General features: G+C 69.1%; 13 protein-coding genes. 1 reads left to right on the forward strand and 12 read right to left on the reverse strand.

What is annotated here, in order from left to right; translation table 11 throughout:
* Nucleotides 1–2,097: a TonB-dependent receptor family protein gene (locus tag F620_RS0111225; RefSeq protein ID WP_369773820.1), complete on the forward strand. Its 2,097-nt coding sequence runs from the start codon at nt 1–3 to the stop codon at nt 2,095–2,097.
* On the opposite strand, the gene F620_RS0111230 is transcribed toward F620_RS0111225, so the two are convergent.
* The 12 genes from F620_RS0111230 to F620_RS0111285 form a co-directional block, all read right to left on the reverse strand.
* Nucleotides 2,094–2,864 carry a rhomboid family intramembrane serine protease gene (locus F620_RS0111230; RefSeq protein WP_026331437.1) on the reverse strand — a complete coding sequence of 257 codons (771 nt, stop codon included), beginning with the start codon at nt 2,862–2,864 and terminating at the stop codon, nt 2,094–2,096. The genes F620_RS0111225 and F620_RS0111230 overlap by 4 nt on opposite strands.
* A 113-nt stretch (nt 2,865–2,977) precedes the next feature.
* Nucleotides 2,978–4,993, reverse strand: coding sequence for a methyl-accepting chemotaxis protein (locus F620_RS0111235; RefSeq protein WP_018869050.1), 2,016 nt, complete (start codon nt 4,991–4,993; stop codon nt 2,978–2,980).
* 212 nt (nt 4,994–5,205) lie between these two features.
* Nucleotides 5,206–7,137, reverse strand: a complete 1,932-nt coding sequence (locus tag F620_RS0111240; RefSeq protein ID WP_019570626.1) for an ATP-binding cassette domain-containing protein — start codon at nt 7,135–7,137, stop codon at nt 5,206–5,208.
* A gap of 2 nt (nt 7,138–7,139) precedes the next feature.
* Nucleotides 7,140–8,474, reverse strand: a complete 1,335-nt coding sequence (locus F620_RS0111245; RefSeq protein WP_019570627.1) for an MFS transporter — start codon at nt 8,472–8,474, stop codon at nt 7,140–7,142.
* A 161-nt stretch (nt 8,475–8,635) separates the two neighbouring features.
* Complete coding sequence (locus tag F620_RS0111250; RefSeq protein ID WP_019570628.1) at nt 8,636–9,706, reverse strand: homoserine O-succinyltransferase; 1,071 nt, start codon at nt 9,704–9,706, stop codon at nt 8,636–8,638.
* The gene (locus F620_RS0111255; RefSeq protein WP_018869054.1) at nt 9,706–10,557 is read right to left on the reverse strand and encodes a hypothetical protein; all 852 of its coding nucleotides are present in this window, start codon (nt 10,555–10,557) and stop codon (nt 9,706–9,708) included. The genes F620_RS0111250 and F620_RS0111255 overlap by 1 nt, the downstream gene beginning before the upstream one ends.
* A 15-nt stretch (nt 10,558–10,572) precedes the next feature.
* Entirely contained in the window at nt 10,573–10,713 is a 141-nt protein-coding gene (locus F620_RS15370) for a hypothetical protein (protein ID WP_196800566.1), read from the reverse strand.
* A gap of 7 nt (nt 10,714–10,720) precedes the next feature.
* The gene (locus F620_RS0111265; RefSeq protein WP_018869056.1) at nt 10,721–11,302 is read right to left on the reverse strand and encodes an isochorismatase family protein; all 582 of its coding nucleotides are present in this window, start codon (nt 11,300–11,302) and stop codon (nt 10,721–10,723) included.
* Nucleotides 11,302–12,636: a TolC family outer membrane protein gene (locus tag F620_RS0111270; protein WP_018869057.1), complete on the reverse strand. Its 1,335-nt coding sequence runs from the start codon at nt 12,634–12,636 to the stop codon at nt 11,302–11,304. Before F620_RS0111270 ends, F620_RS0111265 begins: the two co-directional genes overlap by 1 nt.
* Nucleotides 12,637–12,730: 94 nt before the next feature.
* Nucleotides 12,731–13,387, reverse strand: coding sequence for a protein-L-isoaspartate O-methyltransferase (locus F620_RS0111275; protein ID WP_019570630.1), 657 nt, complete (start codon nt 13,385–13,387; stop codon nt 12,731–12,733).
* A 73-nt stretch (nt 13,388–13,460) separates the two neighbouring features.
* On the reverse strand, nt 13,461–14,684 hold the full coding sequence (locus F620_RS0111280; RefSeq protein WP_019570631.1) for a multifunctional CCA addition/repair protein: 1,224 nt from the start codon (nt 14,682–14,684) through the stop codon (nt 13,461–13,463).
* 16 nt (nt 14,685–14,700) lie between these two features.
* Complete coding sequence (locus tag F620_RS0111285) at nt 14,701–15,654, reverse strand: complex I NDUFA9 subunit family protein (RefSeq protein WP_019570632.1); 954 nt, start codon at nt 15,652–15,654, stop codon at nt 14,701–14,703.
* Nucleotides 15,655–15,714: the final 60 nt, after the last annotated feature.

The raw sequence follows: 15,714 nt of genomic DNA on the forward strand, positions 1-15,714 counted from the left end.
ATGTCGAGCTGTCTTTTGCGTGTCGCGGGGACGTTGTCCGTGCTCCTGCCCCTGGCGGGGCTGGCGGACGAGCCCGTGGTGCTGGATCCGGTGGAGGTGTCGGCGCCGCGGCTGACGACACCGCTGGCGGAGCTGCCGGCCTCGGTCAGCCGGGTGGACGGGCGTCAGGCCACCGAGGCGCGCCAGGGGCTGCAGCTGGACGAGGCGCTCAACCGGGTGCCCGGGCTGTATGCGCAGAACCGCCACAACTTCGCTCAGGACGTGCGGATCTCCATCCGCGGCTTCGGCTCGCGGGCGCCGTTCGGCGTGCGCGGGCTGCGCATCCTGCAGGACGGGATCCCCGAGACCACGCCGGACGGGCAGTCGCAGGTGGATGCGATCGACCTGCTGAACATCCGCGACATCGAGGTGCTGCGCGGGCCCAGCGCGGCGCTGTACGGCAATGCCTCCGGCGGGGTGATCTCGGTTCGCACCCGGGACGGCAGCGAGCCGCGCGGGCATGGGGGCGGGGCGCTGGCAGGCTCGCACGGGTTTCGTCGGCTGGAGGCGACCAGCGAGGCGGACCTCGGCGAGCACCGCTACTCGCTGACCGCGCATGATTTCCGCATGGATGGCTACCGCGACCAGTCGCGGGCGGAAAAGCGCTATCTGCGCCTGCATACGGCAAGCGAACTGGGCGACGGCACGCTGCGTGCCCACCTGCGCTACCTGGACGCCCCGCGCACCGAGGACCCGGGCGGGCTGACCCGCGACGAGATGCGCGAGGACCGGCGCCAGGCCGCCCCGAACGCCGAGTCGCTGGATGCGACCCAGGAGGCCGAACAGCTGACCGCCGGGCTGCGCTGGGAACAGCCGGTGGGTGAGCTGGATCTGCGCGTCGGCGGATTCTGGACGCAGCGCGACTACGCCCAGCAGCTGCCGTTCCCGGGGTCGAGCCGGGTGGCCTACGAGCGCGACTTCTACGGGCTGAACGCCCAGCTGGAAGGCGATCTCGGACCGACGCGCTGGCTGGCGGGCGTGGATCTGGAGGAACAGCGGGACGAACGGACGCGACGCTGTTCCGCCGGACAGCTGTTCGATCGTGATCCCGAGGAAGACGACGAGGCTCCCGGTTGTTCCGCGGACCCGAATGATCCCGTCACCAACCTTGCCCTGGAACAGACCGAACGCGCCCGCACCCGTGGCGCCTTCCTGCATACCGATACCCTGCTGGGCGAGGACTGGAACCTGGTGCTGGGGGCGCGCCACGATCGTATTCGTTTCAGCATCGATGATGACTTTTCCGAGGAGGTCGGCGAGCCGGATCGTTCGGATGGGCGCACCTTCCGCGAGGAGAGCCTGATGGCCGGGCTGGTGTGGCATTTCCGCCCGGGGCAGCGGGCGTGGGTGAACGTGGCCACCAATTTCGAGACCCCGACCTTCACCGAATTTGCCGATCCCGGGGGCGGAGGCGGCTTCAACCCGGACCTCGAGCCGCAGAAGGCTCGCAGCCTGGAACTGGGCTGGCGCGGGGAACAGGGTGCGTTCGGCTGGGAGGCGGTGCTCTGGAGCACACGGGTGCGCGACGAGATCACGCCCTTCCAGATCGAGGGCGAGGGGGACCGGGACTTCTACACCAATGCCGGGCGCACCGCGCGCGACGGGCTGGAGCTGGCGCTGGACTGGCAGGCGACGCCGCAATGGACCCTGAGCAGCGCCTTCACCCTCAATGATTTCCGCTTCCGTGAATACGAAGACGTCGACGGCGTGCGCCACGACGGCAATCGGCTGCCCGGACTGCCGCGCGAGCAGCTGTTCCTGGAGGCCGACTGGCGCGACGGTCCCTGGTTCGTCACCGTGGATGCCCTGCACGCCGGGGCGCGTTATGCGGACGACGCCAACGACGAGCGCGTCGGCTCGCAGACCACGGTCAACCTGCGGGCCGGGCGCGAGTGGACGCGCAACGGCGCGAACATTGAGACCTTCGTTGGCGCGAACAATCTTCTGGATGCCGACAACATCGACAACGTTCGCATCAACGCAAACTTCGGACGGTATTACGAGCCCGCCCCGGGGCTGACCCTGCGCGCGGGTCTGCGGGTGACCTTCGGGGATTAATCCCGGCGGTCGGTCGGATCGTCGGGGCCGTCAGGGCCGCCGGGGCCGTGCTGGTCGCGGTGGCGGGGCGGTTCGATCTCGTCCAGGCGGCCCTGCTCGATCTTGCGCAGGGTCTCGGCGTCGGTGGGGTCGTCCGGGTCTTCTTCCCAGGCGTAGCGCTGTGCCACCGGGAAGGGGTCGCGGCGGTACAGGAACCAGCCGCAGACCGCGCCCACGGTCGCACCGAACAGGTGCGCCTCGAACGACACGCCGGGGGTGGTCGGGAACACCCCCCAGAACATGCTGCCGTAGAGGAACAGCACGATGATCGTCAGCGCGATGGACAGCGCATCGCGGCGGCGGATACCGATGACCACGGCAAAGAACATCAGGCCGTGGGTCAGGCCGCTGGCGCCGATGTGCAGGCCCTCGCGGGCGAACAGCCAGACCCCCAGCCCGCCCATGATCCAGATCAGCGGGACCGCGGTGCGCGTGGCCTGCGGGAAGCCGTAGAGCGTGAGGATGCCCAGCACCCAGAGGGTGGGGGCGTTGGCCATCAGGTGCCCCCAGGATCCGTGGATCAGGGGCGAGGTGAAGATCCCCAGCGCGCCGACGCCGTCGCGCGGCAGGATGCCCAGACGCGAGAAATCCGCGCCCAGCACCTCCTGCAGGGCGTGGATCAGGACCAGGGCCATCACCCCGACAAAGGGCCACAGCAGCGCGCGCCGGAAGCGTTCGCGATCGGCCGCGGGGTCCGTCGGGGGTGCCGGGCGTCGCAGGTTCAGCATCGAACAAGACTGCCACGGGGGCGTGACGGGGAACAATGCACCGCCCGGGGCAGCGGTTTCGGGTCCGCGCGGGCAGCCCCGGCGGCGGACCCGGCTACCCCCGGGGCCGGCGTTCAGAGGCGGAACTGCGCCAGGGCGCGCTGGATCTCGCTTTCCACCTGCTTGAGCTCGTCGGAGGCCGCGCTGACGCGGTCGGCGGTCTCGGCCGACTGGTCGGCGCCGTCGGAGATCTGCACGATGGTGCGGTTGATGTCCTCGACCACGGTGGTCTGCTCGCGCGCCGCGACGGCGATCTGATCCGTCATCTCGGAGATGGTGTCCACCGACTGGCGGATCTGCTGCAGCGCGCCGTTCACTTCGGCGGTGTGTTCCATGGTGGTCTCCGCCTCTTCCTGGCCCTTCTTCATCACCGAGACCGCGTTGTTGGTGGCGCTCTGCAGCCGCGAGATCATGCCCTCGATCTCGTCGGTGGACTCCTGGGTGCGGGTGGCGAGCTTGCGCACCTCGTCGGCGACCACCGCGAAGCCGCGGCCATGTTCGCCGGCGCGGGCCGCCTCGATCGCGGCGTTCAGCGCCAGCAGGTTGGTTTGCTCGGCCACTCCGCGGATCACCTCGAGGATGGTGCCGATCTGGCGGGAATCCTCGCCCAGGTTCGAGACCGTGTCGGCGGCCTGTTCCACCGTGCCCAGCAGGGAGGACATCGAGGCCACGTTGCGTTCCATCACCTCCATGCCCTGGTGTACGGCGTTACCGGCCTCCTGGCCCGACTGCGAGGTGGCGTCGGTGTTGCGGGCGATCTCCTCGGCGCTGCTCTGCAGCTCGTTGATGGCGGTGGCCACGCGTTCGGTCTCGTCGCGCTGGCGCGAAACCGCCTCGCGCGCCCCGTAGGCCTCCTGGTTCAGGTTGTCGGTGGCCTGACGCAGGGTCTCGGTGCTGCCACGGGCCTTGCCCACGGCACTGGCGATCTTGTCGGTGAAGCGGTTGAAGGCGCGCCCCAGCGCGGCAGTCTCCTTCAGTCCGTGCTCTTCCAGCCGGCGGGTCAGGTCGCCGTCGCCGTCGGCGATCTCCTCCAGCGCGGTGGACGAGCGGTTCATGGCCCGGCGGATGGTGATGATGATGGTGGCCGCGCCGGCCAGTCCGAGGATGATGCCCGCGATGGCCAGCACCATCTGCGCCACCTGGGTGTTGCGCATGGTGGTGGTCAGTTCACCGGCCCGGGTCTCCGCACGCCGGGTGATGGCCTCGCTGAGCCCATCCAGTTCCCCGCGGGCTTCCATCAGCAGCGGGCCGATTTCGGTGCGGATCATGTCGGCATCCTGGAATGCCTCGGGCGAGCCGTGGACCTCGAAGATGTCGTCCAGCGCACCCCGCAGGGTTTCCAGTGATCCGGCGAAATCTTCCAGCGCGATTTCCTGTTCGAAGTCCAGGGTGGCGGATTGCCCTTCGAGATCCTCCACGATGCTTTCCAGCTGCCCGCGATAGAGATTCACGTTCTGGACGAAGGCGTCGTCGCGGAAGGCAAGGAAGCCGCGCAGGTTCGAGGTGACCTGCAGTGCGCTCATGCGCAGGTTATGGAACTGCTGCAGACGTTCCAGGGAACGCTGGAACTCCGGCAGGTTGGTCTCGGCGTCGATCATCGTGGACGCCTGCTGCGCCATGGCGCGGGTGGCGGGATTGGCCCGCTGGTTGGCGATGTCCAGCGCGGGCATGTTGGCGGCGTCGTCGGTGGCCAGTTCGGTCAGACGGTCGACGTGGCCGTGGAAGCGGTCGACGTGTTCGCGGACCGCTTCGGCCGAGCGGGCCATGTCGCGGTCGGCCGCCACCACCGGGTCGTTGTTGAGCTCCCGTGCCGCGGCCTGCAGGGCGTCCATGGATTCCAGCCAGGCGTCATGGTGGCCCTGCTCGTCGCTCATCAGGTAAAAGCCCAGGAAGGCCGCGCTTTCCTGCAGCCGCTGCTGGACTTCGTTGACCCGGGCGACGGCCGGGTAATCTTCTCCGGTCAGGTTCTGTACGTCCCGGGCGCCGGTCTGCAGCGCGTGCAGGGCCATGACCGAGTTGATGACGAGGATCAGGACCACCAGGCCGAAGCCGGCCGTCAGCAGTCCGCGGATCGAAAACTTGTCCAGCATGAGTTGCTCCTCCGCCGGCGCCTCTGCGGGCGCTTGCTACCACCGCGTACGGGCGTACACGGAAAGGGTGACCCGCGGGTCGTGTCGTTTCTCCTGCTGTTACGGCAAAGATGCCCCGGAGTTGAGTGTTTCGTGGGGGGGCATCGCTCCCGGAGCCGCGAAAAGGCAGGTGGTCCGGCCGGGCTTCACCGGGAGAGACGCGGGCGAGAGCTTCAGGATTCCAGCTGTTCCCAGCGCTGATAGGTTTCTTCCAGTTCGCGTTCCACATCGGCCAGGCGCGCCTGCAGTTCGCGCACGCGCTCGCCGTCCCGCTGAGTTTCGGGGTCGCAGAGGGCCTGGTTGATCGAGTCCTGCTCCGTCTCCAGCGCCTCGATGCGGCCCGGCAGGGCCTCCAGTTCGCGGGCATCCTTGTAGGAGAGCTTGCCCGAGCCCGAGCCCGAGCCCGAGGCCGCGACGGCGGGCTCCGGCGCCGGGGCGGTCCGGGTTGTGGCCCGGGATGCCGCGTCCGCGGCGGCCCCGGAGTCCGGCGCCGGGTCCCCCTCGATCAGGCGCCGGGTCACGCGCTCGGGCAGATCCGACCAGCCGCCGACGAACTCCTCGATGCTGCCATCGCCGGGGACCACCAGGGTGCTGGTGGCCACGTTGTCGAGAAACGCGCGGTCGTGGGTGACCACGATGGCGCTGCCCTTGTATTCGATCAGCAGCGACTCCAGCAGCTCCAGGGTCTCCACGTCGAGATCGTTGGTGGGTTCGTCGAGCACCAGCAGGTTGGCCGGACGCAGGAACAGCTTCGCCAGCAACAGGCGGTTGCGTTCGCCGCCGGACAGCGCGGAGACGGGCTGGCGGGCGCGCGCCGGCGGGAACAGGAAATCGCCCAGATAGCTCAGCACATGGCGCGTCTCGCCGTTGACCGTCACCTGTTCGCGGCCCTCGCCCACGGCATCCTGCACCGTGGTCTGTTCGTCCAGGTGGGCGCGGGTCTGGTCGAAATAGGCGATGGTCAGCTGGGTGCCCAGCTTGACCGTCCCGGCCAGCGGCGGCAGATCGCCCAGCAGGCCGCGCAGCAGGGTGGTTTTCCCGGCGCCGTTGGGGCCGATCACGCCCAGGGTGTCGCCGCGCTGCAGCAGCAGGTTCACGTCGTGCAGCACCGGCGTGCCGGAGTGGCCGAAACTGGCGTGTTCGGCCTCGATCACCCGCTTGCCGGAGCGCTGTTCCGGGCTCAGCTGCATGCGCACCTGCCCCGCGCGCTCGCGACGTTCGGCGCGTTTCTGACGCAGCTGCTGTAATGCGCGCACGCGGCCCTCGTTGCGCGTACGCCGGGCCTTGATGCCCTGGCGGATCCAGGCCTCCTCCTGCGCCAGCTTGCGGTCGAACTCCGCCTGCTGGCGGGCTTCGACCTCCAGCCGCTCGGCCTGACGCTCGCGGAACGCGGCGATGGACGGCGGGTGTTCGTACAGCTGGCCCCGGTCCAGCTCGAGGATGCGGGTGGCCACGTTCTCCATGAACTGGCGGTCGTGGCTGATGAACACCACGGTCATGCGGCTGCCGGTCAGAAAGCCCTCCAGCCAGCGGATCGCGGCCACGTCGAGGTGGTTGGTGGGCTCGTCCAGCAGCAGGATGTCGGGGTCACGCACCAGTTCGCGGGCCAGCCAGACCCGGCGCCGGAGCCCGCCGGAGAGGGTGGCGAACTCGGCCTCGGGGTCCAGCTCCAGCCGCGACAGGGTGGTTTCGACCCGGTTCTGCAAGCTCCAGCCGTCGATCGCGTCCAGCTGTGCCTGTACCGGCCCCATCTTCTCCAGGGCCTCGGCGTCGCCGCTGGCGGCCGCCTGGCTCAGGTGGTGAAAGCGTTCCAGCAGCCGCCCGGACTCGCCCAGGCCTTCGGCGACCACGTCGAACACGCTTCCCTCGATGCCCGGCGGCAGCTCCTGGGTCAGCCACGCGACGGTCAGCCCGTCGCGGCGGGTGATATCGCCGGCATCCGGCTCCACCTCGCCGGCGAGGATGCGCAGCAGGGTCGACTTGCCCTCGCCATTGCGTCCGGCGATCGCCACCCGCTCGCCGGGTTCCAGGCTCAGGCCGGCGCCGTCCAGCAGCGAGGCCATGCCATAGGCCAGGTGGATGTCGCGCAGGGTGATCAGGGCCATGTTCAGACCTCCTTCATGCGCCAGGCGCTCAGGGCCCCGGCCAGACTCATCAGCGCCAGTACGAAGATGGCGAATTCGGTGCCGGCCAGCTGGGCCACCAGGCCGAACAGGCCCCCGACCAGCAGCAGCACGCCGATGACCGTGTTGCTGACCGCGGTGAAGGCCGCGCGGGTCTCCTGCGTGGCCATGTCGACCAGATAGGTCTTGCGCCCCAGCCGCACGCCGGCGTGGCTGATGCCCAGCAGGAAGAACAGCACCGCGTGCACCCAGCCCATGTCCAGCAGGGCGGCTTCGGCCGGGGCGAACCAGCTGCCCAGGGCGACGACGAAGCCCAGCAGCGTGGCCAGTCCGCCGGACAGCACCAGCACCCCGCGCGAGGAACGGTCGGACATCCGGCCCCACACCGGCGCGCTGAGCGCGGAGGCGAGCCCGCTGGCGAGGATCAGCAGGCCCAGGGTTGCCAGTGCCCCCTCGGTCGCATCCTCGGCCAGCAGCACGTAGAACGGCAGCGCCAGCGCGGTGCTCATCAGCAGTGCGCGGGTCAGCACGAAGTGGCCGAAGGCGCGGTCGCTCCACAGCAGGCGCAGCGAGCGCAGGGCCTCGCCGAATCCGTTGACGCCCCCTTCGGTGGCGCCCGGATCCTCGTGCAGGCGGGCGAACACCGCCGCCGCGATCCACCAGCCGCCGGCCGAGGCCGCCAGCAGGGCCACGAACAGGCCGACACCGGCATCGTCCAGGCTGGCCAGCGTCAGGTACCCGCCCAGGGCCAGGGTGAAGAAGCCGGCGGCCGAGGCGGCGTAGCCCATTACCGTGCCGCGGCGCTGCTTGGCGATGGTCTTGCCCAGCACGTCCTTGGACGCCACCGAGTTGATGCCGCGGGACAGCGCAAACACGATCAGCAGGGCGATGATGGCCCAGCCCGCGGCGGCCCCCTCCAGGGTCAGGGCGGTGATGGCCATGCCCGCGACCGCAAACCCGGACAGCGCGCTGCCGAGCACCCAGAACCCCTTGCGGATGGCGCGGCGGCGGATCGAGGCGGCCACGAACAGCTGCGGCAGCAGCGAGCCCGATTCACGGATGGGGACCAGGAAACCGGCGAACGCGGCCGGGGCCCCCAGCGCGCTCAGCAGCCAGGCGAGGACCAGGCGCGCGGAGGCCAGTTCGTCGCCGATCTTGGACAGGGTATTGGCGACCAGGTGGACGAGGAAGTTGCGTGGCTGCGCGTTGCACGCCCCCTCGGGGATGTCCTTGCAGGCACGGGCATCCTCGTCGCCGGCGATGGTCTCGTACAGGCTGACGAGGGGGCGTCGGCGTTTGTCGCGATCGGTCTCGGTCATGCAGTCCTTCCGTTGTGTCGCCCGTCATTGCGGGGCGCCGAGGGCGCCGTGACAATCTCCGGACACCGACAGGGCGTTCGGCTCGGGTGCCTCCGCAGAAAAGATTGCCACGGCGCCTGCGGCGCCTCGCAATGACCGGGGTCGGGTTCCGGCGTAACGTTCTACCGCCGCCCGGCCAGCGGGTCGTCGGGGTCGACGCTGTCGCGGAAGGGCTTGCGGCGGTCGAGGTTGGTCAGCTGGTAGACGTTGCCCAGCCAGTTGTTGATGACCGCCAGCGCGGTGTCGTGCCAGGTGTTGTCCAGGCGGTCCAGCAGCAGGGCCTCGGGCAGGGCCGGGATCTCGGTGCAGTGCTCCAGCGCCGCCTCCACGTGCTCGCGGTGTTCATCGAGGATCGCGGCCGCCTGCGGCATCAGGTAGTTCTCCGGCAGCGGCGGATAGGCCTTGCGGTCGCCCTCGATATAGCGCACCACTTCGCGCTTGTATTCCTTGAGCAGGCTGATCGAGTCGTACTCCGGATGGCCCTGGAAGAAGACCATGCGGAAACCGTCCGGCGAGGCGCCCAGATGGATGCCGGCTTCCTCGCTTTCCACCAGCACGCGCAGGCCGTGGCGTTCGAACTGCTCGCCGGTGACCTTGTTGTAACGGGAGTGCGGCACGTCGAAACGGGTGTTCACCCCGGTCACCAGCGGGTGCCCGCGGTCCACCACCCGGTGCGGGAACACGCCCCAGAGCTTCTCGCCCATGTGCTGGCGGTGTTCGTCGTAGTGCGACTGCAGCACCGCATGGGTCGCGAGGCAGGAGCACAGCGTGGAGGTCACGTTCTGCCAGGCCCAGTCCACCACTTCGGCCAGCGGTTCCCAGAACGGCTCCAGGGCCAGATCCGGCTGGGTCACGTTGGCCCCGGTGATGATCAGCGCGTCCAGGCCTTCTTCCTTGAGCTTCTCGAAGTCCTCGTAGTAGTTCTCGACGTGCTCGCGCCCCTTCCGGCCGCGCTTGAGCTGCGGCAGCGTGAACGGATGGATGTAGAACTGCGCGATCTGGTTGCTCTCGCCGATCAGGCGAAAGAACTGACGCTCGGTGGCCGCCAGTGCGGCATCCGGCATCATGTTCAGCAGCCCGATGTGCAGCGCGCGAATCTCCTGCTGGCGGGCGAAGTCATTCGGCAGGACCGACTCGCCCTCGCTGCGCAGGCGTTCGAAGGTGGGGAGTCCGGAGTGTGCAACCAGGGGCATTACAGTCGCCTCTCGCGTTCCAGGGCCATGCAGACCAGCTCGTCAAAGTCGGCCGCGTTGCGCACCCGGGCCACCTCGGTGGTGCTGACGGTGTAGCCCCAGGTCTCGGCGATCTGTTCGTAACGCGGCAGCCGCGCCCGGAACAGGCGCGAGAATACCCAGCGCACGAAGGCATTGGGGTCGATCTGGGCGACGTACTCCAGCTCCTCGATGCGCATGTATTCGGCCAGCTGCTGGTCGAGGAAGGCCTCGCGGTAGTACAGCGGCTTGGGGTTGGCCTCGGCGCGTTCGATCAGCTCCCGCTCGTCCTCGTCCGTGGCCTGGATATAGAGGATGATGGTGTGTTCGGCCAGGGTCTCGAGCACGCCGGGGCTGTCCAGCTCGCACACCGAACCGCCGGCATCGTTGACAAAATGCGGGTAGCCGAACAGGGTGCGCGCCTTGTGGATGAAGTCCGGCACGTCCAGCATCGCCTGCACTTCGGCCTCGTGGTGCAGGGCCTGGCGGCGCTTGAATTCGGTCAGCGGCAGCCCGCCCAGCTCCGGGTTGCCCAGCTTGCCGAGGAAGCTGGACACCGGGTGCAGGTTGTCGACGGTGATGTTGTTGATGATCTGGATGGAGTCCGAACGCAGCAGCTCGCGCAGGAACGGCACCTGCATCGCCTGGGACTTGATGTTGTCCAGGATCGGTTCGTTCAGGTAGCGCGTGCCGATGCGATAGTCGCCGGAGTAATGAAACCAGTCCTCCTGGCGCAGCATGTTGGACAGCCGCGTCTTGCCGACGCCCGACATCCCCAGCAGGGTGATGCGGCGGCCGTCCAGTTCGCGGTATTCGTCCGGGGTAAGACGCATGCGATCGGTGTCTCTCTATCGGCGCAGGATGAAGAGCACGCCGGCGGTCAGTGCCAGGGCGCTCATGACGTAGTGATCGTACTGGAACTGCAGTCCGAGCAGCCCGCGCAGGCCGTACAGCACGAGCCAGATGCCCAGCAGGATATTGCCGACCACGCGCATCTCAGACCTCGCGCAGCAGCTGGCTGACCGACTTGAACTCGGCGGCGCGGGCATCGCCCAGCCATTCGAACAGCACGGATTCGTGATTGGTGATGATCGCCCCCGCCGCGCGCAGGCGCTCGAGGCCGTTGCCGCGCAGCTCGGGGTTGCGCGAGCACACCGCATCGGCCGCCACGAACACCGTGACCCCGGCATCCAGCAGGTCCAGCGCGGTCTGGGTCACGCACACGTGGGTCTCGGCGCCGCCGATGACCACGCTGTGGCAACCCGCCAGGCGCTGCTCCAGGGCCGCCTCGCCGCAGCAGGAGAAGGCGGTCTTGTCGGTCACGGTGGCCAGATCGCCGAGATCCTCGAGCGCGGAGCGCAGTGGTTCAACGGTGTCGCCCAGCCCCTGCGGATACTGGCGCGACACCTCCACCGGAATACCCAGCTGGCGCGCGGCTTCCACCAGCCGCCCGGCGTTGCGCACGGTGCGTTCACGATCGGTTTCCGGCATCGCCGCCATCAGCCGCTCCTGCAGGTCGACCAGCAGCAGCGGCGAGCGTTCGGAGCGCTCGCAGCGAGCCCGCGCAGCCCCGCTCATCACTCCAGCATGGCGTCGATGGATTCGAGGTCTTCCTCGGCCAGCTGACCCGCCGCGCGTTCCAGGCGCAGGGTGTTGGCGAGGAACTCGTAACGCGCCTCGGCGAAGTCGCGCTCGGCGCCGAACACTTCGCGCAGGGCCAGCAGGACATCCACCTGAGTGCGGGTGCCGACCTCGAAGCCGGCCTCGGCCGCCTCGAACGCGGCCTGGGTCGATTCCAGTGCCCGGTTCAGTGCGCGCACGCGGGATTCGGCGGCCACCGAGGCGAGATAGGCGTTGCGGGTGTCGCGCCGGGTCATGCGCTCGACCTGCGTCTGCCCCTGCTGCGCGGCCTGGAAGTCCTCGCGCGCCTGACGGGTCAGGGCGGTCACCCGGCCGCCGGTGTACAGCGGGATCTCCAGACGGATGCCGATCTGAGCTTCGGTGGAGTCGTTGAACTGGGAGCTCTGGCCGGGAGGCATGGCTGGTTCGTCCACCGAATGAAAGCGGTTTTCGCTGACTGAGGCGTTGAGGCCGAGACGAGGAAGACCTTCGGCCCGCTGGCGGTCGATCTGCTCGCGCGCGGTCTCGGTGGCGAGGCGCTGCGCGGCCAGCTCCAGGTTGTTCTCCAGGGCACGCTGCACCCACGCCTCGGCATCCCGCGGCTGCGGCAGCTGGAGTTCGGCATCGGGGGCCAGGGTATCGAGTTCGTCCCAGTAGCGGTTGGTGATCAATGCCAGCTGTTCGCGGGCCACGTCCAGTTCGTTTTCGGCGCCGATGCGCTGGGCCTCGGCGAGGTCGCGCTGGGCGCGGGCTTCCTTTACGTCGGTGCTGGCGATCAGGCCGACGTCGAAGCGGCGTTCGGTCTGCTCCAGCTGGCGCTCGATGGCCTCCAGTTCGGCGACGCTGAATTCCAGGCCTTCCTGGGCCACGAGCACGTCAAAATAGGCCTCGGACACCCGCAGCATCAGGTCCTGGCGCGCGGCATCGCGTTCCGCCTCGGCCCGGGCGATCTCCAGGTCGGCCTGGCTCAGTTCCACGTAGTTGCGCCGGTCGTAGATGCTCTGGTCCAGCAACAGCGCAAAACGGCTCTGCCGCCCATCGGTGCTGTCGCGTCCGTCCGGGTCGTTGTAGAACGCACCGCCTTCGATCTCGCCGCGCAGCTGGGGCAGGAGGCCGGAGCGGGCGGCCGGGCGATTCTGCAGGGCACTGCGGTATTCCGCCTCGGCGATCTGCAGTTCGGCGTCTTCCTGCGCGGCCTGTTCGTAGACTTCCATCAGGCTCGCGCCCTGGGCGGGGGCGGCCGTGAACAGGGCGAGACCGGCGGCGGCGATCAGGGGATGCAGTCGTTTCATGGCGATTCGATTCCGGGCTGGCGAAGTTCTCGATACTAGCAAAGCCCGCCGCCAAAGGCGGGCGGGCCCGGTGGATCCGCGGGTTTCGCGGGATCTAGAACTCGAAGGCCGGACGCGGCTCGAACCCGGCCAGCGGCGGCACGCGGGTTTCGAAAAGGTCCTCGTGCCGGGTGTTGTCCTCGGTGGTGCGGGTGATCAGGCGCGCTTCCATGATCGGCGGTTCCCCGGTGATCACGAACAGGCGGCCGCCCAGGGCGAGGAATTGTTCGAGGAAATCGTCGTATTCGGTCATCGCCCCGTTAAGCGCGATGACGTCGTAGCGTTCGCGCGGGGGGCGCCAGCCCGGGGTCACCGTTCCGGTGCGCGGGGCGGCATTGGTGAGCCCCAGGTCGTGCAGGCGGTTGCGCGCGGCCAGACGCAGGTCGTCATGGCGCTCCACGCTGTCTACATGCGCAGCCAGGCTCGCGAGGCAGGCGGTGGCATAGCCGGAACCGGTGCCGATCTCCAGCACGGTGTCGGTGGGCTGCGGGGCGACCGCCTGCAGCATGCGTCCGATGACGCGCGGCGGCAGGGTCTCCTCGCCGTGGCCCAGGGGGATCTCCGTGTCGGCGTAGGCCAGGGCCTGGTAGGGCTCGGGCATGAAGCGCTCGCGCGGCAGCGTCTCCATCACCCCCAGCACGCGCATGTCCAGCACGTCCCAGGGACGTACCTGCTGTTCCACCATGTTCATCCGGGCCTTGGCGAAATCCATTGCGGGATCCTCTGTGCGGCAACGAACCGTGAAGAGTACGGCCGCTGCGCGTTGCAGGCAAGTGGTGCCGGTTTCAGTCTTTGGCCAGCGCGTCGGCGATCGCGCGGATGCGTTCGTGGCGCAGGGCTTCGCCCAGCTGCGGGCCCTGGTGGCCGGCCTCGATCAGGGGTTGCGGGCTGACGGCCGTGGCGGTCTCCACGGCGCGCCGCAGGGCGTCGGCCTGGGGGTAGGGGCGCTCCTCCCAGCCGGTTCGCCCGCGGAAGTCGGCCTCGACCGCCAGCAGGAAGGGCTCGACGTTTTCCGGGCGGCGCAGGGCATCCAGGCCCTCGATCAGTTTCATCACGGTCTTCGGGCGCAGTTCGAACAGGCGATGCGCGAGGCCGTGATGGCGCGCCACCCGGATCGCGAGGTCGCGGTAGCGCCGGGGGATGCGCAGACGTTCGGCGAGCGCCTTGATGTGGGTGACGCTGCGTTCCTCGTGCCCGTGGTGCGCGGGCAGGATGTCCTCCGGGGTGTCCGCCTTGCCCAGATCATGGGTCAGCGCGGCGAAGCGGACCTCGGGCGCGTCGCTCAGGCGCGTGGCCTGGTCCAGCACCATCAGGGTGTGTACGCCGGTGTCGATCTCGGGATGGTATTTCGCCGGCTGGGGTACGCCGAACAGCTGTTCCAGTTCCGGCAGCAGCACCGCCAGCGCCCCGCATTCGCGCAGCACCTCGATGAACCGGCGCGGAGCAGGGCTGGTCAGGGCCTTCTCGAACTCGGCCCAGACGCGTTCCGGTACCAGGGCGTCAACCTCCCCCGAGTCGACCAGCTCGCTCAGCAGGGCGCGGGTCTCGTCGGCGATCTCGAACCCCCACGGGGCCAGCTGGGCGGCGAAGCGTGCCAGACGCAGCAGGCGTACCGGGTCTTCGGCGAATGCCGGGGAGACATGCCGCAGGATGCGGTTTGCCAGGTCGGCACGGCCGCCGAAGGGGTCGATCAGTTCGCCGCCGTCGTCCTCGGCCATGGCATTGATGGTGAGGTCGCGCCGTTCCAGGTCCTGTTCCAGCGGGACATCGGGGGCGGCGTTGAACTGGAAGCCGTGGTAGCCGCGTGCGGTCTTGCGCTCGGTCCGGGCGAGGGCGTATTCCTCCTGCGTCCGCGGATGGAGGAACACCGGAAAGTCGCGCCCCACGGCGCGATAGCCGGCCGCCTCCATGGCCTCGGGCGTAGCGCCCACCACCACGTAATCGCGTTCGCTGACCGGGCGGCCCAGGAGCCGGTCGCGGACCGCGCCACCGACCAGATAGATGTGCATCCCGGAGGCGGCCGCCTCAGTCGCGCTCGTAGCTGGTGCGCAGTTTCTGCATGCGCGCCTCGCGGCCGCCCTTGCCCAGATAGGTGGGTGCGATGCTCTCCAGCCGGGTGGGGCAGTGCAGGGTCTGCCCGGTGCATACGCTGTCGATCGACAGCGAGGCGAGGTTGTCGCGCGACAGCGGCTTGCCCGGCACGTACTCCAGGACGTTCGCCTGCAGGCGGCCCGCCCAGTCCGGCAGGCCGATGACCGGGCGCCGGTGGCCGGAGACCCGGCCGACGTAGCGCACCAGTTCGCCCAGGCTGTATTCCCGCGGGCCGCACAGTTCGAACCCCTGACCGAAGGTCCCCGGATCGTTCAGGGCCGCGGCGAAGTGGTCGGCCACGTCGCCCACGAACACCGGCGCGAAGCGTGCCTCGGCGCGGGCCAGCGGCATCATCGGGGAGAAGCGCAGCAGGGTGGCGAAGCGGTTGAGGAAGCTGTCCTCCGGGCCGAAGATCACCGACGGGCGGAACACCGTGACCGGGAAGGCCGTGGCCGCGAACACGGCCTGTTCGGCCTCGCTCTTGGTCCGCAGGTAGTGGCTGGGCGGGTCCGGCATGTCGGCCTTCAGCGCGCTCATCTGCAGAAAGCGGCGCACGCCCTGGCGCTCGGCGGCGGCCAGGGCCTTTTCCGTCAGCTCGGTGTGAGCGCGGCGGAAGCCGGAGCCGTCGTGGCCGCGCTCGTTGAGGATCCCAACCAGGTTGATCACGGCATCCTGGTCGCGCAGGACCCGGTCGAGGTCCTCCGGGTCGTGGACGTTGCCGGCGATCAGGTCGACCTCGGGGTTCACCATGAGCTCGCGGTGACGGTGCGGGTGGCGCGTCACCACGCGTACATTCAGTCCACGGTCGATCAGCCGCGCCACGATGTGGTGCCCGACGAAGCCCGTTCCGCCCAGCAGGCAGACGTTGCGAATCGAGAGAGTCGACATGATTGCGAAGGCCCTTACCGAATACGGATGTGTGCGTCTTATACTCGGCTGTGGGCGCGT

The sequence above is a fragment of the Thioalkalivibrio sp. ALE11 genome (assembly GCF_000381205.1).
Classification (GTDB): Bacteria; Pseudomonadota; Gammaproteobacteria; order Ectothiorhodospirales; family Ectothiorhodospiraceae; genus Thioalkalivibrio.